The 24,640-nt window shown below is 63.7% G+C and carries 22 protein-coding genes; 9 read left to right on the top strand and 13 right to left on the bottom strand.

Features of this window, described 5'->3' with window-relative positions; all coding sequences use genetic code 11:
- Positions 1 to 47: 47 nt before the first annotated feature.
- The 9 genes from E8F20_RS22835 to E8F20_RS22795 form a co-directional block, all read right to left on the bottom strand.
- Entirely contained in the window at positions 48 to 272 is a 225-nt protein-coding gene (locus E8F20_RS22835; protein WP_280285783.1) for a hypothetical protein, read from the bottom strand.
- Entirely contained in the window at positions 269 to 970 is a 702-nt protein-coding gene (locus tag E8F20_RS22830) for a lipopolysaccharide kinase InaA family protein (protein ID WP_280285782.1), read from the bottom strand. The genes E8F20_RS22835 and E8F20_RS22830 overlap by 4 nt, the downstream gene beginning before the upstream one ends.
- Complete coding sequence (locus tag E8F20_RS22825; protein WP_280285781.1) at positions 960 to 1,655, bottom strand: class I SAM-dependent methyltransferase; 696 nt, start codon at positions 1,653 to 1,655, stop codon at positions 960 to 962. Before E8F20_RS22825 ends, E8F20_RS22830 begins: the two co-directional genes overlap by 11 nt.
- An 80-nt stretch (positions 1,656 to 1,735) precedes the next feature.
- Positions 1,736 to 3,025, bottom strand: coding sequence for a HAMP domain-containing sensor histidine kinase (locus E8F20_RS22820; RefSeq protein ID WP_280285780.1), 1,290 nt, complete (start codon positions 3,023 to 3,025; stop codon positions 1,736 to 1,738).
- Entirely contained in the window at positions 3,015 to 3,698 is a 684-nt protein-coding gene (locus E8F20_RS22815) for a response regulator transcription factor (RefSeq protein WP_280285779.1), read from the bottom strand. Before E8F20_RS22815 ends, E8F20_RS22820 begins: the two co-directional genes overlap by 11 nt.
- Positions 3,699 to 3,891: 193 nt before the next feature.
- A complete protein-coding gene (gene groL, locus E8F20_RS22810; RefSeq protein WP_280285778.1) occupies positions 3,892 to 5,532 on the bottom strand; it encodes a chaperonin GroEL in 1,641 nt (546 codons plus the stop codon).
- Between the two features lie 48 nt (positions 5,533 to 5,580).
- Entirely contained in the window at positions 5,581 to 5,874 is a 294-nt protein-coding gene (locus E8F20_RS22805; protein WP_028628402.1) for a co-chaperone GroES, read from the bottom strand.
- Positions 5,875 to 6,069: 195 nt separating this feature from the next.
- Positions 6,070 to 6,522 (bottom strand): FxsA family protein, encoded by a 453-nt coding sequence (locus tag E8F20_RS22800; protein WP_280285777.1) that lies wholly within the window; start codon positions 6,520 to 6,522, stop codon positions 6,070 to 6,072.
- 66 nt (positions 6,523 to 6,588) lie between these two features.
- A complete protein-coding gene (locus tag E8F20_RS22795) occupies positions 6,589 to 7,320 on the bottom strand; it encodes a HugZ family protein (protein ID WP_280285776.1) in 732 nt (243 codons plus the stop codon).
- Positions 7,321 to 7,424: 104 nt separating this feature from the next.
- Here E8F20_RS22795 and E8F20_RS22790 point away from each other — a divergent pair, with 104 nt between their 5' ends.
- Positions 7,425 to 8,183: an SDR family oxidoreductase gene (locus tag E8F20_RS22790; protein ID WP_280285775.1), complete on the top strand. Its 759-nt coding sequence runs from the start codon at positions 7,425 to 7,427 to the stop codon at positions 8,181 to 8,183.
- A gap of 60 nt (positions 8,184 to 8,243) precedes the next feature.
- On the opposite strand, the gene lptG is transcribed toward E8F20_RS22790, so the two are convergent.
- Together lptG and lptF are read right to left on the bottom strand one after the other, a co-directional pair.
- Positions 8,244 to 9,305 carry an LPS export ABC transporter permease LptG gene (gene lptG / locus E8F20_RS22785; protein WP_280285774.1) on the bottom strand — a complete coding sequence of 354 codons (1,062 nt, stop codon included), beginning with the start codon at positions 9,303 to 9,305 and terminating at the stop codon, positions 8,244 to 8,246.
- The gene (gene lptF, locus E8F20_RS22780) at positions 9,298 to 10,419 is read right to left on the bottom strand and encodes an LPS export ABC transporter permease LptF (protein ID WP_280285773.1); all 1,122 of its coding nucleotides are present in this window, start codon (positions 10,417 to 10,419) and stop codon (positions 9,298 to 9,300) included. The genes lptG and lptF overlap by 8 nt, the downstream gene beginning before the upstream one ends.
- A 142-nt stretch (positions 10,420 to 10,561) precedes the next feature.
- Here lptF and E8F20_RS22775 point away from each other — a divergent pair, with 142 nt between their 5' ends.
- The 8 genes from E8F20_RS22775 to rlmF all read left to right on the top strand — a co-directional run bounded on the left by E8F20_RS22775 (position 10,562) and on the right by rlmF (position 19,793).
- Positions 10,562 to 12,049, top strand: a complete 1,488-nt coding sequence (locus tag E8F20_RS22775) for a leucyl aminopeptidase (RefSeq protein WP_280285772.1) — start codon at positions 10,562 to 10,564, stop codon at positions 12,047 to 12,049.
- Complete coding sequence (locus E8F20_RS22770; RefSeq protein ID WP_137821305.1) at positions 12,046 to 12,462, top strand: DNA polymerase III subunit chi; 417 nt, start codon at positions 12,046 to 12,048, stop codon at positions 12,460 to 12,462. The genes E8F20_RS22775 and E8F20_RS22770 overlap by 4 nt, the downstream gene beginning before the upstream one ends.
- 10 nt (positions 12,463 to 12,472) lie before the next feature.
- Positions 12,473 to 12,946, top strand: a complete 474-nt coding sequence (locus tag E8F20_RS22765) for a DNA polymerase III subunit chi (RefSeq protein WP_280285771.1) — start codon at positions 12,473 to 12,475, stop codon at positions 12,944 to 12,946.
- 120 nt (positions 12,947 to 13,066) lie between these two features.
- Complete coding sequence (locus tag E8F20_RS22760; RefSeq protein ID WP_280285770.1) at positions 13,067 to 15,916, top strand: valine--tRNA ligase; 2,850 nt, start codon at positions 13,067 to 13,069, stop codon at positions 15,914 to 15,916.
- Positions 15,917 to 15,979: 63 nt separating this feature from the next.
- Entirely contained in the window at positions 15,980 to 16,276 is a 297-nt protein-coding gene (locus E8F20_RS22755; protein ID WP_280285769.1) for a winged helix-turn-helix domain-containing protein, read from the top strand.
- Positions 16,277 to 16,317: 41 nt separating this feature from the next.
- A complete protein-coding gene (locus E8F20_RS22750; RefSeq protein ID WP_280285768.1) occupies positions 16,318 to 18,147 on the top strand; it encodes an SLC13 family permease in 1,830 nt (609 codons plus the stop codon).
- A 36-nt stretch (positions 18,148 to 18,183) separates the two neighbouring features.
- Positions 18,184 to 18,744, top strand: a complete 561-nt coding sequence (locus E8F20_RS22745; RefSeq protein ID WP_280285767.1) for a VTT domain-containing protein — start codon at positions 18,184 to 18,186, stop codon at positions 18,742 to 18,744.
- 56 nt (positions 18,745 to 18,800) lie between these two features.
- Positions 18,801 to 19,793 (top strand): 23S rRNA (adenine(1618)-N(6))-methyltransferase RlmF, encoded by a 993-nt coding sequence (gene rlmF, locus E8F20_RS22740; RefSeq protein ID WP_280285766.1) that lies wholly within the window; start codon positions 18,801 to 18,803, stop codon positions 19,791 to 19,793.
- Between the two features lie 111 nt (positions 19,794 to 19,904).
- Here the strand turns inward: rlmF and E8F20_RS22735 are convergent, their stop codons facing one another.
- Both E8F20_RS22735 and sbcD read right to left on the bottom strand, forming a co-directional pair.
- Positions 19,905 to 23,330 carry an AAA family ATPase gene (locus tag E8F20_RS22735; RefSeq protein ID WP_280285765.1) on the bottom strand — a complete coding sequence of 1,142 codons (3,426 nt, stop codon included), beginning with the start codon at positions 23,328 to 23,330 and terminating at the stop codon, positions 19,905 to 19,907.
- Complete coding sequence (sbcD, locus tag E8F20_RS22730; protein WP_280285764.1) at positions 23,327 to 24,547, bottom strand: exonuclease subunit SbcD; 1,221 nt, start codon at positions 24,545 to 24,547, stop codon at positions 23,327 to 23,329. The genes E8F20_RS22735 and sbcD overlap by 4 nt, the downstream gene beginning before the upstream one ends.
- Between the last annotated feature and the right edge of the window lie 93 nt (positions 24,548 to 24,640).

Below are 24,640 nucleotides of genomic sequence, written 5' to 3'. Positions count from 1 at the left end.
ATGAACAAAAAACCCCGCTTTCGCGGGGTTTTTACATGAATCCTGCCTCACTCCTGACTACGCAGTCCCTGCGACAGGCCGACCATGAACAGCAGTAGACTCTCGTCGGGTTGCACCTGCGCTTTCAGGCGCGCGTTAGGCGGCAATGGGCAGTAACCCAGCCCGTTGACGCTAACCACTGAGGGCGTAGGTTCATGCCAGGCAGCCACCGCCAGGGAGGCCACCCCCAAGGCGCCGACGAGGAACAAAGCTCGCGTGACTTCTAACTTCATGTTCGCAACCCCTTGATAGCGCTGCCAAACGCTGCTTCATAACCGTAGATCAGTATCTGCCAATCCGCCTCATCCAGTGACGAATGGCGCTTAAACTGCCACAGGTCGCGCAGCGCTGCCCGTTTGCTCGACAGCCGGCGCCGGGCCTTTTCCAGGTCCAGCAGGGCAACTTCGGGCAATCCACCTTCCCCCATCGGGCGCACGAAGACGTGCTTGGCATAGAGGCAACCGTGCTGCCACCGGCCTTGGTGCAGGCGGCAAAGGGTAGCTGCCAATTGTTGCAGTACGAGGTGTCTTTCCCCTTCTCCTTTCGTTGCCGCGTACCAGCGCTCGAACTCGATGAAACCGTCCAGAGCCTCGGTCACCAGCAGCCCTTGCCAGCCGCTGTCGGCCTGGTAACGAACCCCGCCATAGACCAATCGCGGAACCCGCACACCCAAACGCTGGATGGCGAGCAGGGCGTCCCGCTCGCGCAGCACGGTCGGTCGGCCAAAGGGGTGGCGAAGACTGTGGTAGAGATGTCCGACCTGTCGCTTGAGGTACAGCTGCGTGCCATCGGCCAGATGCAATCTCTGCACACCGCTCTCACCCCCTCGGCGACGGTTGGGCGCTTCCACCCAATCACCGCGCATGACCCAGAAGCGTAAAAAGCGCTCGTCCTCGGTAGGTTTCGCGATGTCGGCCCAGTCAGTGGGCATGGGCCGTCGCCTTGCGCAGCACGTAGACCCGCCACATCGCATAGAACGGCAGGAAGTCCAGATGCTCCTGGATCTCGAATCCGGCCTCGCGGAACTCTGCCTCAGCGGTGGTCACAGGCAATACGAAGCGGTTCTGGTAACCCGTTTCCGCGCGCCGGGACTGGCGACGGCTTTCCAGACGGCGGCGCTTCCAGGCCTTGTAGTTGCCATCGACCCAGAGGGACAGGATCAAGCTGTCGCGGGTCACCCTGTGGCATTCGCGCAACAGCGCCAGCCGATCGGCTGAATCGCCGATGTGGTGCAGCAGACGCATGCAGAAGACGCTGTCGACGGCGTTCGCCGGCAGATCAATGGCAAAGGCCGAGGTCTGCATCATGCGCACACGCTTGACCAGTTCCGGTGGCTGGAACTCATTGGCCACCCGCAACATCTCTTCCGAATTGTCGGCGCCGATGATGACCCGATTGGGTTTCTCCGCTAACAGCGACCAGAAGCGTCCGGCACCGCAGGGCAGGTCGAGAACCAGGCCTGGCTCATCAGCCAAGGCCAAGGCACGCCGCGCCAATTGCTGGTCGCGCCAGTTGGAGAGGCGACGCGAGAGGCCGGACTGATGCTTGCGGAAGTAGGCTTCGGCGTGCTCGCGGTCGTACTTATCGGAGAACTCGAGATTGATCGGGCGGGTCATGGACCACCTCCGGCGGGAAGATGGTCCCTAACCTAATCACGCTGACGTCAAGGGCGGGTCAAACGCAGGTGAAAAAAACGTCAATTGGCGGGCCGATCGCTCGCCTTGAGATCCACCTGGAAACGGCAACCGGTGGGTTCCATTGCGCTCAACCTGACAGCCCAGCCCTGGTTCTCGCAAATCCGCTGGACCAGCGAAAGTCCGAGCCCTAGACCGTCGCCACGCCGCGCCGGGCCGCGGACGAAGGGTCGGAACATGGATTCACGGTCCTCCTCCGGGATGCCCACGCCGCTGTCCTCCACTACGAAACCGCTCTCTTCGAGCACCAGTCGGATGCTTCCGCTGTCGGTGTAGTGCAAGGCGTTGCGCAGGAGGTTGCCCAGTACCGAGCGCAGGAAGGAGGCATTGTAGCGCTGCTCCTGGGGCGGACCGGGCCGGTACTCGAAGCTGAGGCCCTTGTTCTCGATGTGCTCGCGCCATTGGCCCGCCAGGTCGTCGGCCACGCTGCGCAAGCTCGCGTGGGGGGCCAGGTTGGTTTCGTCGCGCTGTGCGCGGGCAAGCATCAGGAAGGTGTGCACCAGGTCGTGCATTTCTTCGGTGGCGCGAGCGATGCGTTGCACCTGGACACGACCACGCGGGTCGAGGTGGGAATTGTCCGCCAGCAGTTCACAGGAGGTGGCCAGCACCATGAGCGGCGTACGCAGTTCATGGCTGACGTCGCTGGTGAACAGTCGCTCGCGATTGAGTACTTCATGCAGGCGGCCCAGGGTGTCATCGAAGGCCTGCGCCAATTGTCCAACCTCGTCGGCGGCGTAGTCCGGAGCCAGCGGTGGCGCCATTCCGAGCAACTGGTCACGATGGCGAACCTGGCCGGCCAGTCGAACCACCGGTTCGATCACCTTGCGCGCAAGTATCCAGCCCAGCACCAGGGCCAGCAGCACACTGAGAACGAAACCGACCATCACCACCCGGTAGAGCACCTGTTCGCGAGCCTCGAAATCGCTCTGGTCCTGCAGCATCACGTAGCGATGGCCGTCGATCTCGCGGACCAGCGCGTGATAGGAACTTCGCCCCTCGAACACTTCGTGGAAGCCCGGCGCAAGCTTGGACAGGTTCTCAGGTACCGCAGTCGGCGCGGGACCATCGTTGCTGTAGAAACGAGTATCACTGTCCAGGCTTGGTGGTCGTCCGGCGGCATGGCTTTCGGTGAGCACCCGGTTGAGCTCATTGTTCAGATCGCGGGAGATCAACTGCTCTTCAATCAGGTGCACGACTTCGATGATGCCCACGGCGAAGGTGCCCCCCACCAGGCTGGTCATCAGCACGAAGGCGATGAGGATCCGCCGGGCCAGACTGTGCTTAAACTCCATCAGCGGACTCCGCCAGGCGGTAGCCGAGCCCGTGCAGGGTATGCAGCAACGGCTTGCCGAAAGGCTTGTCGATCACCTGGCGCAACTGATGGATATGACTGCGCAGGCTGTCGCTGTCGGGGCAGTCATCGCCCCAGAGGGCTTCTTCCAGGACTTCGCGGCGCACCAGATGCGGGCTTTTCTGCATCAACACGGCGAGCAGTTTGAGGCCGATGGGGTGGAGTTTGAGCGGCTTGCCCGCGCGACTGACCTCCAGGGTGTCCAGGTCGTAGCTGAGATCGGCAACCTGCAGGGCACGCTTGCCACCCCCCAGAGAGCGACGCAGCACGGCCTCCATGCGGGCAGCCAGTTCGGAAAGGGCGAAGGGTTTGAGCAGGTAGTCATCCGCGCCGGCCTTGAAACCCTGAAGGCGATCGTCCAGGGAGTCCCGTGCGGTGAGCATGATCACTGGCGTGTCGCGCCGGGCTTCTTCGCGCAGTCGGCGGCACAGGCTGTAGCCATCCAGTCCCGGCAACATGATGTCCAGCACGACCAGGTCATAGTGCTCGCTGCTGGCCAGGTGCAAGCCGGAAAGGCCGTCTCGCGCGCAGTCGACGCTATACCCCTTGAGTTCGAGGAAATCGACCATGTTGGCCAGGATGTCGTTGTTGTCTTCGACCAGCAGGATGCGCATCGGCTCAACTCCATTCATCAAACCGCTGACGGCCAGTTGCCGGCCGAAGCACCGTTGAGCGGAAGCCCTGCGGGATACTCAGGCGATGCGGTATCGGAGGATCATACCCATGGCCTGTTGGTCCGCCCAACTCCAGGCGCAAGAAAAAGCCCCGCACTAGGCGGGGCTTCTTCAGACCGGATGGCCGGGTGGCTTACATCATGCCGCCCATGCCGCCCATGCCGCCCATGTCAGGCATGGCCGGGGCACCTTTGTCGTCAGCCACTTCGGCAACCATGGCCTCGGTGGTGACCATCAGGCCGCCGATGGAGGCAGCGGCTTGCAGAGCGGAACGGGTGACCTTGGCCGGGTCCAGGATGCCCATCTCGATCATGTCGCCGTACACGCCGGTAGCGGCGTTGAAGCCGTAGTTGCCGGAACCTTGCTTGACCTTGTCAACCACCACGCTCGGCTCGTCACCGGCGTTGGCGACGATCTGGCGCAGCGGAGCTTCGACAGCACGACGCAGCAGGGCGATACCGACGTTCTGGTCTTCGTTGTCGCCTTTCAGCCCTTCGATGGCCTGCAGGGCGCGCACCAGGGCAACGCCACCGCCAGGAACCACGCCTTCTTCGACGGCAGCACGGGTAGCGTGCAGGGCGTCTTCAACGCGGGCCTTCTTCTCTTTCATCTCGACTTCGGTAGCCGCACCGACCTTGATCACGGCAACACCGCCGGCCAGCTTGGCCAGACGCTCTTGCAGTTTTTCCTTGTCGTAGTCGGAGGTGGTTTCCTCGACTTGCTTGCGGATCTGGGCAACGCGGGCTTCGATGTCAGCCTGGGCGCCAGCGCCGTCGATGATGGTGGTGTTTTCCTTGCTCAGCACAACGCGCTTGGCGTTACCCAGGTGCTCCAGGGAGGCGCTTTCCAGGGACAGGCCGACTTCTTCGGAAATCACGGTGCCGCCGGTCAGGATGGCGATGTCCTGCAGCATGGCCTTGCGACGGTCGCCGAAGCCCGGAGCCTTGACGGCTGCGACTTTGACGATGCCACGCATGTTGTTCACAACCAGGGTAGCCAGGGCTTCGCCTTCAACGTCTTCAGCGACGATCAGCAGCGGGCGGCCAGCTTTGGCGACTGCTTCCAGGACCGGCAGCATTTCGCGGATGTTGGAGATTTTCTTGTCCACCAGCAGGATCAGCGGGCCGTCGAGCTCGGCGACCATGGTGTCCGGCTTGTTGATGAAGTAGGGGGACAGGTAGCCGCGGTCGAACTGCATGCCTTCAACAACGGACAGTTCGTTTTCCAGGCCCGAGCCTTCCTCAACGGTGATCACGCCTTCCTTGCCAACTTTCTCCATGGCTTCGGCAATGATGTTGCCGATGGATTCGTCGGAGTTGGCGGAGATGGTGCCTACCTGGGCGATGGCCTTGGTGTCGGCGCAGGGCTTGGCCAGCTCTTTCAGCTGGGCAACGATGGCGATGGTGGCCTTGTCGATGCCGCGCTTCAGGTCCATCGGGTTCATGCCGGCAGCGACGGCCTTCAGGCCTTCGTTGACGATGGCCTGAGCCAGGACGGTAGCGGTGGTGGTGCCGTCACCGGCTGCGTCGTTGGCCTTGGAGGCAACGTCTTTCACCAGTTGGGCGCCCATGTTTTCGAACTTGTCTTTCAGTTCGATTTCCTTGGCAACGGAAACGCCGTCCTTGGTGATGGTCGGAGCGCCGAAGGACTTGTCCAGAACAACGTTGCGGCCTTTCGGGCCGAGGGTCGCTTTAACGGCATCGGCCAGTACGTTTACGCCGACCAGCATTTTCTTGCGGGCGGAATCGCCAAATTTGACTTCTTTAGCAGCCATGTTGATTGATCCTCAATTCTTTGGTGTGTAGGCGGAGATTCGCGAGACTCAGGCTTCGACGACGGCGAGGATTTCGCTCTCGCCCATCACCAGGAGTTCTTCGCCATCAACCTTGATGGTGTTGCTGCCCGAATAAGGGCCAAACACAACCTGGTCACCGACCTTGACGGCCAGCGGACGCACTTCGCCGTTGTCCAGCAGGCGGCCGGTGCCGACAGCGACGACTTCGCCACGGTTCGGCTTTTCGGCAGCCGAGCCCGGCAGCACGATGCCGCCAGCGGTTTTGGTCTCTTCTTCGCTGCGACGGATAACGACGCGGTCATGCAGAGGACGAAGCTTCATTGTCGATCTCTCCCAATAGTGTTGTTACTTCGACCGGTGCGAGCACCGGTGGGTTGGTAATGTCCGGCGGGGCCGGGTGCAGCGCGACAGGCGCGCCGCTGAATTCAGACCTGCTGATCAGCAGGAACCTTGCGGTGACGGATACATAGGGGCGCCAGGAGGCATTTCAAGGGCGACGCGCAAAAAAAATGTACTTTATTGGTCGCGACGCTCGTACTCGCCTTCGATAACGTTGGGACGCACCTGGCCGCTACGCGCGGCCATGTCATCGGCGAAGGCGCGCTGGCGCATGGCCTGGGCGGCGGCGCGCTGGCGCAGGTTGCGGATGAACAGGCGACGAGTGAAGGGAATCAGGCAGAGCAGGCCGAAGATGTCGCTGATGAAACCCGGCAACAGCAGCAGGCCACCGCCGACGGCAATCAGCAGGCCCTCAAGCATTTCCTGCTCAGGCACTTCGCCGCGGGCCAGACGTTCACGGGCACGCCAGGCAGTTGCAACGCCGGCCACCCGCAGCAGCACGCTACCGAGCACGGCGGTGCCGACCACCAGCAGCAGAGTGGGCAGGACGCCGATCACGCTGCCGACCTGGATCAGTAGAGCCAGTTCGATCAACGGAAAGAGCAGGAACAGAAAGAGAAAAGCGCGCATCACGAGTTTCCTTGGCGGAAGAACAGCTTCCGATAATCCGCTAAATGAAGCCGCCGCCCGCCCAATTCAAGCCACCGCCTCTCCGCTGGTCGGCCAGATTTCGGCGCGAGCCAGCTGTACCAAGGCCTGCCGGACCGCACCTGGGTTGTTACAGGATGTTGGGAAGGGCAGCCAGTGAAGCGTCTGACCAATGCGTAGGTGGAATCCTTCCGTATCGATCCCGACCATCTCCGCCGGAGGCTCTTTCGGCAGTCCGGCGAGTTCCACGTAGTGGGTGATGGCGTTGGCGTGGTCGCTGTTCATGTGCTCCAGCATGCCGATTTCAGCCTCCCCGGCGAAGGCGTTGGCCAGCACCAGATGGTCCACCCAGTGGATGGCACCAAAGCCACCAATGAAGCGAGCGCGCACCGGCTCCAGGCGCCAGAAGTTGAAATCGTGGGTGCGGTGGTAGTCCACTGCCTGGGGGAAGTAACGGTAGTAGCGGGTAGCAGCAGCCTCGGTCTCGGCAGCGTCGGTAATCTGCCGCGCTTCGGCCAGCAGGGTCAGACGCCCCGCGGCCTGAACATCGTCGGCGCCGCGCTCGCCCACCAGCAGTGAACACTTGGTGTCCTTCTGCAGGTTATGGGTGTGCTGGGCGATACGGCTGATCAGGATCAACGGCCGGCCTTCGGCGTCCAGGCAGTAAGGCACCACTGATCCGAAAGGGAAGCCCGGCATGGCCTTGGAATGGGTGGACAATACCCCACGGTATTCCTTGAGCAGCAATTCTCGTGCATGCTTTGCGGCTTTCACGCTCACCTTATGACTCCTCGCAGAGAATCCGTCGAAAACGGACGAGCGCCCAGAATAGCGGTTTAACGGCGCCAGCGGGGGCAAAGCGACAGTTATTCGAGGGGATTCTCATGCAACTCAAAGACAAGGTCATCATCATTACCGGTGGTTGCCAGGGCCTCGGCCGCGCCATGGGTGAGTACCTGGCGGCCAAGGGCGCAAAGCTCGCCCTGGTGGACCTGAACCAGGAAAAACTGGATGACGCCGTGGCGGCCTGCAAGGCCGCTGGTGGTGATGCCCGTGCCTATATCTGCAACGTGGCCAACGAAGAGCAGGTGACCCACATGGTCGCCCAGGTGGCCGAGGACTTCGGCGCCATCAACGGCCTGGTGAATAATGCCGGCATCCTGCGCGACGGCCTGACCATCAAGGTCAAGGACGGCGAAATGACCAAGATGAGCCTGGCCCAGTGGCAGTCGGTCATCGACGTCAACCTGACCGGTGTCTTCCTCTGCACCCGCGAAGTCGCCGCCAAGATGATTGAGCTGGACAACGAAGGCGCGATCATCAACATCTCGTCCATTTCCCGCGCCGGAAACATGGGCCAGGCCAACTACTCCGCGGCTAAGGCCGGCGTCGCCGCCGACACCGTGGTCTGGGCGAAGGAACTGGCCCGCTATGGCATCCGCGTAGCTGGCGTGGCACCGGGCTTCATCGAGACCGACATGGTGGCCAGCATGAAGCCGGAAGCCCTGGAGAAGATGACCTCCGGCATTCCGCTCCGCCGCCTGGGCAAGCCGATGGAAATCGCCCACTCGGTGGCCTATATCCTGGAAAACGACTACTACACCGGTCGCGTCCTGGAACTGGACGGCGGTCTGCGCCTGTAAGCCCCCGCTCCAACAAAAAGCCCCGCGATGCGGGGCTTTTTTGTTTGCTTCGGCGGTCTGTCAGCCCGCGCGCCGTAGAAGCCAGAAGCCTGCCAGCGCGCAGATACCCGCCGGCACCAGCACAGCGAATAGCGGCGAGAAGCCAAACACCAGGCTCGACGGTCCGAGCAGATCCTGGCTGATTCGAACCACGAAGCCAATCACCACGCCGGTAAACACTCGCTGGCCGAGAGTAACGGAGCGCAGCGGGCCGAAAATGAAGGAAATCGCCATCAATACCAGTGCAGCGGTGACCAGGGGTTGCAGCACCTTGGTCCAGAACGCCAACCAGTAGCGTCCGTTGTTAAGCCCCTGCTCCGCCAGATAGTGGGTGTAGCGCCACAGGCCGGAAATCGACAGTGCCTCAGGCTCCATCACCACGGTGCCGAGCAGCTCCGGCTTGAGCTCCACATCCCAGCGTTCTGTGACGTTATTGACCACCTCTGTGTGATCGCCACGAAAATGGGTAGTGGACACATCTTCCAGTTGCCAGTAGTCGCCCTGGAACAGTGCGCGCTTGGCAAAGCTTGCGGACTGCATGTGGCGCTCACCATCAAAGCGGTAGCGGGTCACGCCATAGAGCACTCCATTGGGCTGCACGGCGTTGATGTGGACGAACTCTTCGCCCTGACGGTGCCAGAGGCCGCGCTTTGAACTCTGCGCGTCACCACCACCTTGCGCCAGGGACCGATTGGCCTGGGCCAGGTTCTCGCTCCAGGGGGCTGCGTACTCGCCAATCAATACGCCCACCACCATCAGCACCAGCATGGGCTTCATCACCGCCCAGACAATTCGACCGATTGAGACACCCGCGGCACGCATCACCGTCAGCTCGCTGCTACTGGCCAGTGAACCCAGGCCAATCAGGCTGCCGATCAGCGCCGCCATTGGCAGCATGTCGTAGATCCGGCGCGGCAGGGTGAGGAAGACGTACCAGGCAGCGGCGAATACATCGTAGTCACCGCCAATGTCACCCAGCTCATCGATGAAGGCGAACAACGCCGCGAGACTGACGATGACCCCCAGCACTGCGAGGATGCCGAAGAACACACTGGTGCCGATGTAACGATCCAACCTAACCATGGGCCACCTCTCGGGCATCACGACGAGCAGCCCACTTCAGTCGCAGTGGCTCCCAGTACAACAACAACAGGCCGACCGCGATGAACAGTGCATGCACCCACCAAAGACCGATGGCCATGGGAATTCGCCCCTTGTCCAGCTGGCCGCGCGCAGCAATCAGCAGGGACAGGTACGCCATATACAGCAGGATCGCCGGAAGCAACTTGAGGAAGCGCCCCTGGCGCGGATTGACCTTGGACAAGGGGACCGCCAACAGCGTGACCACGAACACCAGCAGCGGAATCGATAGGCGCCACTGCAGCTCCGCCTGGAAGCGAGGATCATTGCTACCGATCAGCTGGGACGTAGGCACCGCTTCACGCTCGCCAATCTCGGAGCTGATTTCCGGTTTGGGCAGCAACACACCGTAGGTTTCGTACTGGATGATCCGGTAATCCGCCTTGCCCGGGTTGCCGTCATAGCGGTAGCCGTTCTTGAGGATCAGGTAACGACTGCCATCAGGTTGGATCTCCTGGTGGCCCTTCTCCGCCACCAGCACGCCGATACCGCGGTCCTTGCCGTCCTGGCGCGATATCCGCTTCTCGGAGATGAAGACACCACCCAACTCGCCGCGATCGGAGGACAGGGTCTCGGTATAGGTCACCCGTCCCCCACCCTTGAGCGCCTGGAAACGCCCGGGGACCAGGGTATCGAGTTCGGTCAGGGCATCCTGCTCATTGAGAATTCGCGCCACCTGGCCGACGCCCTGAGGCGCCAGGCCAAGGCTCAGCCAGGCCACAATCAGGGCCACCAGCAGTGCCGGCGCCAGGCTGTAGACCATCAACCGTTGTTGGCTCATGCCGGTGGCGCTGAGCACAGTCATTTCGCTTTCGAGATAGAGCCGTCCATAGGCCAGCAGGAAGCCAAGGAACAATCCCAGGGGCAGGATCAGTTGAAGAAAGCCGGGAATCCGGAAACCCATGATCAGGAACAGTACGCCGGGGTCCAGGGCCCCTTGCGCGGCCTGTGCCAGATACTTGATGAAGCGGCCGCTCATGATGATCACCAGCAGCACGGCACTGACCGCACTCAGGGTGACCAGCACCTCGCGGGAGAGATAACGGAAGACAATCAAACCAGACACTCCAGGGTTGTCAGGCTCAGGCGGCTACGCTCAAACTAGCCGCTTTATGGCCAGCCCGCCGCAAAGACGGGCCACTGAAAAAATAGCCGGCATTATCCGTTAATACCGGCTCTTTGTCTTGGGGACACATGTCATGGAATTCCTCGTCAAAAGCGCCCGTCTGGAAACTCTGAAAACCGCCACCCTGGTCGTCGCAGTCGGTGAAGGGCGCAAGCTGGGCGATGCAGCCAAAGCCATCGACGCTGCTGCCGACGGCGCCATCACCACCCTCCTCAAGCGTGGCGACCTGGCCGGCAAGGTCGGCCAGACCCTGCTCCTGCACAGCCTCCCCAACCTCAAGGCCGAGCGCGTGCTGCTGGTCGGCTGCGGCAAGGAGCGCGAGCTCTCTGACCGCCAGTTCCGCAAAATGATCGCTGCAGCGAACGGCGTGCTGAAAGGCCTGGGCGGCAGCGACGCCACCCTGGCCCTGGATGAGCTGGCCGTGAAAGGTCGCGACGCCTATGGCAAGGCCCGCCTGATGGTGGAAACCCTCGCCGATGGCGGCTACGTCTTCGACCGCTTCAAGAGCCAGAAAGCAGACCCCAAGGCCCTGAAAAAAATCATCTTGCTGGTGGAAAAGGCCGAACAGGCCGAGGTCGAGCGTGGCAGCCTGCACGCCCAGGCGATCGCCAACGGCATGGCCTTCACCCGTGATCTCGGCAACCTGCCGCCGAACCTGTGCCACCCCAGCTTCATCGCCGAGGAAGCCAAAGCGCTGGCCAAGGCCCACAAGAACCTCAAGGTCGATGTGCTGGACGAGAAAAAGCTCAAGGAGCTGGGCGCCGGTGCCTTCCTCGCCGTGGCCCAGGGCAGCGAGCAACCGCCGCGGATGATCGTGCTCAACTACCAGGGCGGCAAGAAGGAAGACAAACCCTTCGCTCTGGTGGGCAAGGGCATCACTTTCGACACCGGCGGCATCAGCATCAAACCGGCCGCCGGCATGGACGAGATGAAGTACGACATGTGCGGCGCAGCCAGTGTGCTCGGCACCTTCCGCGCCGTGCTGGAACTGCAACTGCCGATCAACCTGGTGGGCCTTCTGGCCTGCGCCGAGAACATGCCCAGCGGCGGCGCGACCCGCCCGGGCGATATCGTCACCACCATGAGCGGCCAGACCGTCGAGATCCTCAACACGGACGCCGAAGGCCGTCTGGTGCTGTGTGACACGCTGACCTACGCCGAGCGCTTCAATCCGCAAGCGGTGATCGACATCGCCACCCTCACCGGCGCCTGCATCGTCGCCCTGGGCAGCAACACCTCGGGCCTGATGGGTAACAACGATGGGCTGATCAAGCAGATCCTCAAGGCCGGCGAGTTCGCCGACGACCGTGCCTGGCAACTGCCGCTGTTCGACGAGTACCAGGAGCAGTTGGACAGCCCCTTCGCCGACATCGCCAACATCGGCGGCCCGAAGGCCGGCACCATCACCGCCGGCTGCTTCCTGTCGCGCTTTGCCAAGAAGTACCACTGGGCGCACCTGGATATCGCAGGCACCGCCTGGGTCAGCGGCGGCAAGGATAAAGGCGCCACTGGCCGTCCGGTGCCCCTGCTCACCCAGTACCTGCTGGATCGCATCAAGTGAGAGTAGAGTTCTACGTGCTCTCTTCAGCCAATCCGGCAGACCGCCTGCGTGCGGCCTGCCAGTTGGCCGCCAAGGGTTGGCGACACGGGTTGCCGGTCCTGCTGCGCTGCACTGATGCCGCCCAGCGTGATGAACTGGACGCGCTGCTCTGGCGCTTTCGCGCCGAAAGCTTCATTCCCCATAGCCTCATCGACGACGATGCCAACGCTCCGGTAGTCCTGGCCCTGGACGAGGAACCATCCGTCCAGCAAGGCCTGCTGATCAACCTCGCCGCGACCATTTCCCCCCACGTCGAACGTTTCAGTCGGGTCATCGAGATCGTCAATCAGGAACCCGACCTGCTTGCCGCCTGCCGGGAGAATTTCCGCACCTACCGGCAGCGGGGCTATGATCCGAAACGAGTTGAACTCTAGCCGTATTCCCATGGACACCCCCAAGTTCCCCCCCAAGCCGGCACACCTGCTGGACGACCTCGAATCCATCCGTGCCCTGCTCGGCGACGAGCCCAGTGGCGCTGAACCGCCCTTGCTCACGGACACGCTGGACGCTGACGGCATTCCGCTGCTGTCAGAAATAGTCGAGTCCGCCCCGCCCCCCGTGGTGCCATCGGCTCCAGCGCAGCCCCCGGCCCAGGAGCCCACCGTCGCACCGCTTCCCGTAGCCGCGGCGGCCCCAGCAGCGGAGCCCGTACCTACGCTGCCCATGGCCGACGCCATCCGCCAGCGCATGACGCCTGCGGGCAACCCGGAACTGGCGCGCCTGGACAGCGAACTGCGCGCCGCCGCGCAACTGATCCTGCAGGACGTAATCGACGATTTCGTGCCGCAGATCGAGGCCGAGCTCAAACGCCGCCTCGAAGCCCGCCTGGCACGCCTGCTGCCCCCGCGCCGGCAGTGATCCACCGCGCCCGGTAACGACCGGGCGCCACCCACGACGCACGCCAATTCTTTCGACGGCCCGTTGCCGCTATACTCTCCGGTTTTCCCGTTCAGTTGCCTCTAGGGTCCCCGCCGAACCATGGACAAGACCTACCAGCCCCACGCTATCGAAACTTCCTGGTACCAGACCTGGGAGAAGAACAACTACTTCGCCCCGCAAGGTTCCGGCGACCCGTACACCATCATGATCCCGCCGCCGAACGTGACCGGTAGCCTGCACATGGGTCATGGCTTCAACAACGCCATCATGGACGCCCTGATCCGCTTCCGCCGCATGCAGGGTCGCAACACCCTGTGGCAGCCCGGCACCGACCATGCCGGCATCGCCACCCAGATGGTGGTTGAGCGCCAGCTCGCCGCCCAGGGCGTCAGCCGCCATGACCTCGGTCGCGAGAAGTTCCTCGACAAGGTCTGGGAATGGAAAGAACAGTCCGGCGGCACCATCACCCGCCAGATCCGCCGCCTCGGCTCCTCCGTGGACTGGACGCGCGAGCGCTTCACCATGGATGACGGCCTGTCCGAAGCGGTCAAGGAAGCCTTCGTGCGCCTGCATGAAGACGGCCTGATCTACCGCGGCAAGCGCCTGGTCAACTGGGACACCAAGTTCCACACCGCCATCTCCGACCTCGAAGTGGAAAACCATGACGAGAAGGGCAGCCTCTGGAACCTGCGCTACCCGCTGGCCGACGGTCACAAGACTGCCGACGGCAAGGGTTACCTGATCGTCGCCACCACCCGTCCGGAAACCATGCTGGGCGACAGCGCCGTTGCCGTGCACCCGGAAGACGAGCGCTACAAGAATCTGATCGGCACGTTCGTCGAGCTGCCCCTGGTGGGCCGCCGCATCCCGATCATCGCCGACGAGTACTGCGACCCCGAGTTCGGCACCGGCTGCGTGAAGATCACCCCGGCCCACGACTTCAACGACTATGAAGTCGGCAAGCGCCACAACCTGCCGCTGATCAACATCTTCGACAAGGACGCTGCGGTACTTGCCACCGCCCAGGTGTTCAACCTTGACGGCAGCGTCAACGACCAGCTCGACGGCAGCCTGCCCGAGCAATACGCCGGCCTTGACCGTTTCGACGCACGCAAGCGTATCGTCGAGGCCTTCGAGCAACTCGGCTTGCTGGAAAAGATCGAAGACCACGCGCTGAAAGTGCCCAAGGGCGACCGCTCCGGCACCGTCATCGAACCCTGGCTGACCGACCAGTGGTACGTCTCCACCAAGCCGCTGGCGGAACCTGCCATCGCCGCCGTAGAAGATGGCCGCATCCAGTTCGTGCCCAAGCAGTACGAAAACATGTACTTCTCCTGGATGCGCGACATCCAGGACTGGTGCATCAGCCGCCAGCTCTGGTGGGGTCACCGCATCCCGGCCTGGTACGACGAGGCCGGCAACGTCTACGTCGGCCGCGACGAGGCCGAGGTTCGCGCCAAACACAACCTGGGCGACATCGCCCTGCGTCAGGACGAAGACGTACTGGACACCTGGTTCAGCTCGGGCCTGTGGACCTTCTCCACCCTGGGTTGGCCGGAACAGACCGAGTTCCTCAAGACCTTCCACCCCACCAATGTGCTGGTCACCGGCTTCGACATCATCTTCTTCTGGGTTGCCCGGATGATCATGCTGACCATGCACCTGGTGAAGAACGAGGACGGCACCCCGCAGGTTCCGTTCAAGACCGTGTACGTGCATGGCCTGGTACGCGACTCCCAGGGCCACAAGATGTCCAAGTCCAAGGGCAACGTCCTGGACCCGCTGGACATCGTCGACGGCATCGACCTCGACACCCTGTTGGAAAAACGCACCAGCGGCATGATGCAGCCCAAGCTGGCCGAGAAGATCGCCAAGCAGACCAAGGCCGAGTTCCCCGAAGGCATCAACAGCTACGGCACCGACGCCCTGCGCTTCACCTTCCTCTCGCTGGCCTCCACCGGCCGTGACGTCAAGTTCGACATGGGCCGCGTCGAGGGCTACCGCAATTTCTGCAACAAGCTGTGGAACGCCGCCAACTTCGTCATCGAGAACACCGATGGCCAGGACACCGGCGTGAATGACGAGCCGGTCGAGCTGTCCTCGGTCGACCGCTGGATCATCTCCGCCCTGCAACGTACCGAAGCCGAAGTGACCCGACACCTCGATGCCTTCCGCTTCGACCTGGCCGCCCAGACACTCTACGAGTTCATCTGGGACCAGTACTGCGCCTGGTACCTGGAACTGGTCAAGCCGGTGCTGTGGGACGAGAACGCACCCATCGAGCGCCAGCGCGGCACCCGCCGCACCCTGATCCGCGTGCTGGAAGTGGCCCTGCGCCTGGCGCACCCCTTCATGCCCTTTATCACCGAAGAGATCTGGCAGCGCATCAAGGGCCAGGCCGGCAAGAGTGGCGACACCCTGATGCTGCAACCCTGGCCGGTTGCCGCGGACGAGCGCATCGACGCCGCAGCCGAAGGCGACATCGAGTGGGTCAAGGCACTGATGCTCGGCGTTCGGCAGATCCGCGGCGAGATGAACATCTCCATGGCCAAGCGCATCGACCTGCTGCTGGCTAACGCCAACGATGAAGACCGTCGTCGCCTGACCGAAAATGAGCCACTACTGAAGAAGCTGGCCAAGCTGGAAACCATCCGCGTGCTGGCCGCCGGCGAAGAAGCACCGATGTCCGCGACCGCCCTGGTCGGCGACATGCAGGTGCTGGTGCCCATGGCCGGCCTGATCGACAAGGACGCGGAACTCGCCCGTCTGGACAAGGAAATCCAGCGTCTGGACGGCGAAGTGAAGCGTGTCGGCGGCAAGCTGGGCAACGAGGGCTTCGTCGCCAAGGCCCCGGCCGAGGTGATCGAGAAGGAACGTGCCAAGTTGGCCGAGGCCGAACAGGCCCTGGCCAACCTGACCGAACAGCGCGGCCGAATCGCCAGCCTGTAACCCCGACGAGGCCCGCTATTGCGGGCCTCGTTCATTGCACCGTCCGCCACGCAGGGCATGCCCATGGAAATCAGCAAAACCAAGTCCAGCTTCTACCGCCGCCTTTACGTCGCCTGGCTGATCGACAGCGGCACCGCCACCAGCATTCCGGCCCTCATGGACGCCACCGGCATGCCGCGCCGCACCGCCCAGGACACCCTGCTGGCCCTGGCGGAACTGGATATCGACTGCCACTTCGAACAGGCCGAAGGCGAGCGCAACAACGCCGGACACTACGTGATCCGCAACTGGGGCCCCATCGACAAGCGCTGGATCGCCGCTAACCTGCATCAAATCAAGGCCGTCCTCGGTTACCCCTGACAGACTGCCGCTCCCCGCCAAGGAACCTCCGGGAGTACCGATTGAACCTCGATCTGCTGATGGTGCTGGGCCTGCTCATGGCCGCCATCACCCTGTTCGTCCTCAACAAGCCGCGCATGGACGTGGTCGCCTTGCTGGTCATAGTCGTGCTGCCACTGACCGGCATCCTCGATATCCAGCACACCCTGGCCGGGTTCAGCGACCCCAGCGTCGTGCTGATCGCCGCCCTCTTCGTCATCGGTGACGGCCTGGTCCGCACCGGCATCGCCTACCGCCTGGGCGACTGGCTGGTGGCCCGGGCCGGCAGCAGCGAGACGCGCCTGCTGGTGCTGCTGATGCTGGCCGCTGCGGGCCTGGGCTCTGTCATGAGCTCCACAGGCGTGGTGGCCATCTTCATTCCGGTCGCCCTGGGCGTCGCCGCGCGGCTCAAGATCGCCCCGGCACGACTGATGATGCCGCTGGCCTTCGCCGGATTGATCAGCGGCATGCTCACCCTGGTGGCCACCGCGCCCAACCTGGTGGTGCACAGCGAACTGCGCCGAGCCGGCCTGGACGGATTCGGCTTCTTCAGCCTCACACCAGTCGGCCTGGCCGTACTGGCCCTGGGCATCGTCTACATGCTGTTGACGCGTCATTGGTTGACGCCCAGAGGCAACGACGAAGCCGCCGCTGCGCCCCGCCTCACCCTCGCAGACCTGGCCACGGCTTACGAACTCAACGAAAGGGAACGTCGCCTGAAAGTTCGCGCCGATTCGCCACTGGCGCGCCAAGCCCTCAACGAACTGGAGCTGCGCAAGCAGTACGGCATCAATGTGATCGCCGTCGAGCGCCAGCGCCGCTTCCGTACCCTGCTACTGATGGCCACCGGCAATACCCTGCTGGAGCCCGGCGACGTGCTGCTGGTGGACCTCGCCAGTCCGGCCATCGGCCTGCTCGGTGCCTATCAGGAGCTGGGCCTGGAACCCCTGCCGCTGCAAGCTTCCTACTACAGCCTGCATGCCCACCAGTTGGGGCTGGCCGAAGTGGCCCTACCGCCGGAGTCGAAACTGCCGGGCAAGACCATCCAGGAATTGGGCTTTCGATCGCGTCACCAACTCAACGTGGTGGGCCTGCGCCGCCACGGCCAAGCGCTGGCAGGCGTGCTGGTAGACGAGAAGCTAAAGGCCTCTGACACCCTGCTGGTGGCCGGCGAGTGGAAGTGCATTCATCAGTTGCAGGGCCAGAGCCGCGACTTCCTGGTGCTGAGCCTGCCCGCCGAGGTGAACGAAGTAGCCCCCACCGCACGCAAGGCCCCCTACGCCCTGCTTAGCCTGGCGGTGATGATCTTCCTGATGGTGAGCGGCCTGGTACCCAATGTGATGGCCGCACTGATCGGCTGCCTATTGATGGGCGCCTTCCGCTGTATCGACCTGGACAGCGCCTACCGCGCCATCCACTGGCCGACCCTGATCCTCATCGTCGGCATGTTGCCCTTCGCCCAGGCCCTGCAGCAGACCGGCGGCATCGACCTGGCAGTGAAAGGGCTGGTTGCGCTGCTGGGCAATGCCGGCCCCTACGCCATGCTCGCCAGCCTGTTCATCGTCACCGCACTGATCGGCCTGTTCATTTCCAACACCGCCACGGCCGTGCTCATGGCCCCGGTGGCCATCGCCACGGCCCAGCAACTGGGGATGTCACCCTACCCCTTCGCGATGATCGTCGCCCTGGCGGCATCGGCTGCCTTCATGACGCCCATCTCCTCGCCCGTGAATACCCTCGTACTGGGTCCCGGCCAATACCGGTTCGGTGACTTCGTGAGGGTAGGTGTGCCCTTCACCGTGCTGGTGATGATCGTCAGCGTCTTCCTGGTGCCACTGGTGTTCCCGCTCTGAGCTTCAATGATGGGAACTCCCCCAAGGGCTGGGACAATGCACAAGTACCGTCGCCTGCTGCTGGTAGCCCTTTTCCTCGGGTTATTGCTGGCAGCGTTCCAGTTCAGCGGAATGCGCGAGCACCTGAGCCTGCAATACCTGCACGACACGCTGCTGGCCCACAAAGTCAGGGGCCTGGTGCTCTTTGCGTTGCTGTTCGCACTGGGTAACCTGATCCAGATTCCCGGCTGGATTTTCCTCGCCGCCGCCGTGCTGGCCCTGGGGCGCCTCTGGGGCGGGCTGGCCACTTACCTGGCGGCGACCTTCTCTTGCTGTTTCACCTTTCTGCTCATCCGTTGGCTGGGCGGCAGCGTCCTGCGCGACATGGACAACCGGCTGGCGAAGCGTATTTTCGCTCACCTCGACGAACGCCCGGTGGCTGTTATCACGTTGTTGCGAATGCTGTTCCAGACGGTTCCGGCGCTCAACTACGCGCTCAGCCTCAGCGGCGTGCGCTTCCGCCACTACCTCATCGGCACGCTCCTCGGCCTGCCACTGCCGATTGCCCTCTATTGCCTGTTCTTCGATTACCTGGGCCGCGCCCTTCACCTTTCCTGACGTGAGGCGTCCTCTTGTGGGAAAATTCCTCGTTTTCCTCCGCCGATACCGCCACCATGCCGCAACCGCCAAAGCGTCCCCGCCCCGCCACTGCCAAGTCGACTGCAGCGCCTGCCAAGGGTCAGTTGCATCCGCGCAACCGCCACCAGGGCCGCTATGACTTTCCCCAGCTGATCCAGGTCAGCCCGGAACTGGCGCGTTTCGTTATCACCAACCCCTACGGCAAGGAAAGCATCGATTTTGCCGACCCGGAGGCGGTCAAGGTGTTCAACCGTGCCCTGCTGCGGCAGTTCTACGGCATTCGTCACTGGGACATTCCCGCTGGTTACCTCTGCCCGCCCATACCCGGCCGCGCCGACTACCTGCACGGCCTCGCCGACCTGCTGGCCGCTGGCAATGGCGGGCAGATCCCGCGCGGCAAAGGCATCCAGGCGCTGGACATCGGTATCGGCGCCAACTGCATCTACCCGCTGATCGGCCACAGCGAGTATGGCTGGCACTTCACCGGCACCGACATCGACCGCACGGCACTGGGCTCGGCCCAGGCCATCATCGAGTCCAACCAACTCGGTGACGCCATCGACCTGCGCCAGCAGGCCGAGCCACGCAACATCTTCAAGGGCCTGATCGCGCCGGGCGAGCGCTTCGACTTGGCCCTGTGCAACCCGCCCTTCCACAGTTCCCTGGACGAAGCCACGCGCGGCAGTCAGCGCAAGTGGAAGAACCTCGGCAAGCTCGACCCCAAGCGCAAGCTGCCGGTGCTGAACTTCGGCGGTCAGGGCGCGGAACTCTGGTGCGACGGTGGCGAAGTTGGCTTCCTGCAGCGGATGGTGGACGAGAGCCTGCAGTTCAAGGACCAGGTGCTCTGGTTCAGCAGCCTGGTTTCCAAGGGAGGCAACCTGCCCGGCATGGAAGCCCGTCTGCGCCGCAGCGACGCCGTGGAGGTGCAGGTGGTGGAAATGGCCCAAGGCCAGAAGCAGAGCCGCTTCGTCGCCTGGACCTTCCTCGACGCCGCACAGCGCGAGGCCTGGCGCAAGGCGCGCTGGTGAATCGGGCGCAATCTGCGAACTGACGGCGCCCTCCCCCGGATTTCACCTGGCTACGGAGCCGGAGGAGCGAGCTTGCCCGCGAACGCAGGCCGCAGGTCTGCCCTGCCACCACTAGCCAACCGCGAAACGCGCATCCAGCCGGCTGTAGCCCATGCCGACGCCCTTGTGCACCTTCAGCTGCACCGGGATGCGCTCCTTCAGCGCTTCGACGTGGCTGATCACGCCGATCATCTTGCCGCTGGCATTCAGCGCATCCAGGGCGTCGAGGGCAATCTCCAGGGTCTCGCCATCCAGGGTGCCGAAGCCTTCATCGAGGAACAGCGAATCGATGCTGGTCTTGTGGCTGACCAGGTCGGACAGTGCCAACGCCAGGGCCAGACTGACCAGGAAGCTCTCGCCACCGGACAGGGTCTTGCAGTCGCGGACGACATCGGCCTGCCAGGTATCCACCACCTCAAGCTCCAGCTCGCCCCCCTGACGACGCGCCAACTGGTAGCGGCCATGGAGACGCTGCAGCTGCAAGTTGGCCAGATGCACCAAGTGATCCAGGGTCAAGCCCTGGGCGAACTTGCGGTACTTGGCACCGTCGGCTGACCCCACCAGGCTGTTGAAACGCTGCCAGAGATCGTACTCGGCTTCCTGATGGGCGATGTCGGCGAACAGCGCCTGCTGGTTCTGCCGGCGCTGCTCGTCACCGCTGAGCTGGGCACGGATTTCGCCCTGGCGCTGGCTCGACTCACGCATGCGTTCGCCCAGCGCCTGCCATTCCCCTTCCAGCCGCTCCCGGTCCAGTTCGCTCTGGGGTGCTGCCTGGAGGCGTTCGGCCTGGATGCGGGCATCTGCCAGCAAGACTTCGGCATCCCCCAACTCACGACTCAGGCGCTGCTGCAGCTCCTGCAGGGCGCTGCGTTCCGCGTCGTCCAGCACGGCGGCGAGGAAGGCCGCCTCGTCCGGGAAGGGGCTGGCACCCAGCCCTTGGCGCCAGGCATCCAGCTGCAGATGCAACTGGTGACGAGCCTCGTGGACCCGCTGGTCCTGACTTCGCTCCGTACCCTTGAGCTGATTGAGCCGTTGCTGGGCTGCGTCCAGCTCGGTCTGCGCTGCCGCCAGTGCGCTCTGGGGATCGTCCACCGACGCCAGAGGTGCTTGCCCGGTGTGCCCGGATGCCTGCCAGCGCCCCAGCCACAGGCGGGCCTGATCGCGAGCGATCTCCAGTGCGTGTTGCTGATCGCGCAGTTGGCCCTCCAGTCGCTGGCTGGCGGCCTGGTCCTGCTGCCACTGCTGCCACTCGGCTTCGCGCTCGGCCAGCCAGGTTTCTCCCGCCGTCGGCAGGCTGTAGCCCAACGGCGCCAGGCTGGCGGCCAACTGCTCGCGGGCCTGCTGCTGCTGGCAATCGAGTTGTTCCAGCCGCAGGGCGGTGGCCTGTTCCTGCTGGCGCAAGCCGGCCTGGTCTTTCTCCAGCAAAGCGAGCTGGCTGCTGCAATCTTGCAAAGTCGTATCGCGTTGCTGGCGCAGGTCGCGGGCGCGAGCGAGGGCTGCCTTGAGCTGATCCAGCTGTGCCAGGCGTTCCTGCAGCGCCTGTAGCCTCTCGGCATGGCGTTGCAGTTCCGCCTGCAGGGCTGTCAGATCAGGCAGTTGCAGCACCAGGGACTGGCACAACTCACGCCAGCGCTCGACGAACTCGCGCTGCTCCGCTTCGCCCCCCTGCAGGGATTCATTGAGCTGGGCGATCTGCGCCTCCAGGGCGGCCAGGCGATTGCTCAGGTTTTCCCCCTGCTGACGCACCTCGTCCTGGGCCACCTTGCAGTCCTGCAGCCCCTGTTGGGTGGCGGAAAGATTGAGTGCCTGGTATTCGGCTATGGCCGGATGGTCATGGGAACCGCACAAGGGGCACGCTTCACCTGGCTGCAAGGCTGCGCGATAGGCCTCCAGTTGCTGGATACGCTGCTCCTGTTCGAGGAGCTTTTCCTTGTCGACGATCTGCTGCTTGAGTTCGGCGAAGCGGCGGCGCAGGCCGTCGCGCTGTTCGCTAAGGGCTTTCTGCTCCTCCTGCAGTGGCTGCAGCTGCTCGCGGGCACGGGACTGCCGCTCGGCCAGCTGCCTGCGCTGCTGTGACAACTGCTCCAGACGTTCCAGCTGGCGCCCACGCTCCAGCAATTGCTGCCACTGCACACGCAGCGCCGCGTCGTCCTGTCCGCCTAGAAGCCCATCGAGCTGCACCTGCGCCTCAGCCTCTCCCTGCTGGGCCTGGCCTTGTTCGACGCGGGCATTCTCCAGGGCCGTGCGAGCCTGCTCGAAGCGAGCCTCCAGCACTCCACCCTGATGCTTCAGTTCGGTCTGTACGCGACGCAACTCGGCCGATTCATCCTGGCGTCTGCCCAGCGCGCCAAGCTCAGCCCGCCAGGCGCCCAGATGCTCGCCCAGACGCGCTCGCTGGGGCTGCTCGGACAGTCGCTTCTCCAGGGACTCACGCTCAGCCTGGAGCGCCTCGAGCGCGCCCTGGCGCGCCTGTACCCATTGTTCGCCGAATTGAGCCCCCTGCCAGAGCTGGTCGAGGATGCGTTCGGCCAGCGCCTGCAGTTCATGGCGAGTCACTCGCAACTCGCTTTCGCCCTGATTCAAGTGCTGCTGGGCCCGCTGCCAGTCACGGTGTAACGGCAACAGCCGGTTGGCCGGTTCACTGGCGGCCAGCCGTGCCAGTTGTGGCTGAGCCTGTTCCAATGCAGCCCGGGCGACACGACCCTGCTGCTCGGCAGCCTGTTGGCGGGTCAGTGCTTTGTCCAGTTCATCGTGCCACTGTCGCTGACGTTGCAGATCCACCTGGTGGGCCTGCAAATGCTGCGCTTCGTTCGCAAGGGTTTCTGCCTCCTGCTGCAGAGCAGCGCGACGCTCATCGCTCAGTAGCTCCACGCCCTCAGCACGGGCGCGCAACTGGTCCAGCCCTGCCCTCACCTCACGGGTCCGCTCGAAAACCCGCTGGGAAATGCGCCCGTAGATTTCAGTGCCGGTCAGCTCTTCAAGCAGCTCCGCACGCTGGTTGGCATTGGCTTCGAGAAAGGCGGCAAAACCGCCCTGGGCCAGCAGCATGGATTTGGTGAAACGCTCGAAATCGAGACCGGTCAGGCTCTCGGTCAGCTTGAGCTTGTCGTTGATCTTGTCGGTAAGGATGTCCCCGTCCTGCACCCGCGCCAACTCGACTTTGGGCGGCTGCAGACCGCCATCGGCCTTGTCGCGAGCGCGGCGCTGGCTCCAGAAGGCGCGGTAAGCCACGCCCTTCACCTCGAATTCCACCTCGGCCAGACAGTCAGCGGTGTGTCGGGTCATCAGCTCATTGATGCTGGCCGACACCGTGCCCATGCGCGGCGTGCGGTGGTAAAGGGCCAGGCAGATGGCATCGAGCAGCGTGGTCTTGCCGGCGCCGGTGGGGCCGGTAATGGCGAACAGGCCGTTGCCGGCGAAGGGTTCACCGGTGAAGTCGATCTTCCACTCGCCCTTCAGCGAGTTGAGGTTCTTCAAGCGCAGGCTGAGGATTTTCATGCCTGTCCCTCCCGCAGATCGGCCATCACCTCCCGGTGCATTCCCAACAGATTGCTGCGCAGGGTGTCGTCCAGTTCTTCAGTCGCCAGGCGCTTGTGGAAGACCTCTTCCGGATTGAACTCATCGAGGGTTTCCCGCGCTTCTCGCTGCAGGCCGGACAGGGCTGTGCCGCGCTCGCGGCGGATGCGCAGCACCTCCACGGGCAAGCCTTCACAGAGCGCAAGCAAACGCGCCTGCAGGTCGTTGAGGTAGTCGTCCGTGTTCACCAATACTTCCACCCAGACCGGCCGATCCGGGGAGCCTTCACGTGCCACCTCGGCCAGCTGCGCAGGCAGTTCCGCCAGGGAGCCACGCAGGGAATGCAGGGCCTGGAAACGTGGTACCTGCAGGGCCTCGACCTTGTGCAGCCCGATGCTGTCCATCTCCACCAACAGCACCTCCTTCTGCTGGGAGGCCTCGTCGAAGGCCAGCGGGATGGGCGAGCCGCAATAGCGGATGTGCTCCAGGCCGCCGACCTTCTGCGGCCTGTGGATATGTCCGAGGGCGATGTAGTCCACCGCCGGGAAGGCGCTGGTAGGGAAGGCTTCCAGGGAGCCGACGTAGATTTCCCGCACCGACTCGCTGGCGCTGGCGCCCACGGTGGTCAGGTGGCCGGTGGCGATGATAGGCAGGCCGCCGCCCAGCTCGGTACGACGCTGCTGGGCCAGGAAAAAGAGCTGCTGGTAGTGGTCCTGGATCGCCTGCTGCAGCGACAGTTGCTTGTCCGCCGCGCTCTGCCCGGCCTGACTCTGCAGCACGTCGCGCGGACGGATGAAGGGAATGGCACAGAGAATCGCCCCTGGTTCGCCGGAGCGGCGTTTCAGCACCAGCAGTTGCTGATCGAGATCAACGCCTGCGGCCGGCACCACCCGGGTACCCAACTGCGCCAGCAGGGTGCGGCTTTCGCTGAGCATGGCTACCGAGTCGTGATTACCGCCGAGCACCACCAGGCTAGCGCCAGCGTCGCGCAGTTCGACGATGAACTGGTTGTACTGTTCGCGGGCATAGCTGGGCGGCGCGCCGGTGTCGAACACATCCCCGGCGATCAGCACGGCATCCACCTGGCGCTCGCGCACCTGTTCGATCAGCCACTGGCAAAAAGCCTGGTGCTCGGCTTGCCGGGTCTTGCCCATGAAGTGCTGGCCCAGGTGCCAGTCGGACGTGTGGAGGATGCGCATCGGGAATCACTGTGACGGAACGGAACTGCCGGCCACCCTGTCATTTCCTTCGCGGCCTGGCAACCGCAGAGCCGCTATCCTTCCCAGCATTCG

The sequence above is a fragment of the Pseudomonas sp. BN415 genome (assembly GCF_029871195.1).
In the GTDB taxonomy this organism is placed as follows: domain Bacteria; phylum Pseudomonadota; class Gammaproteobacteria; order Pseudomonadales; family Pseudomonadaceae; genus Metapseudomonas; species Metapseudomonas resinovorans.
This window is presented reverse-complemented; position numbering and strand designations above follow the sequence as displayed.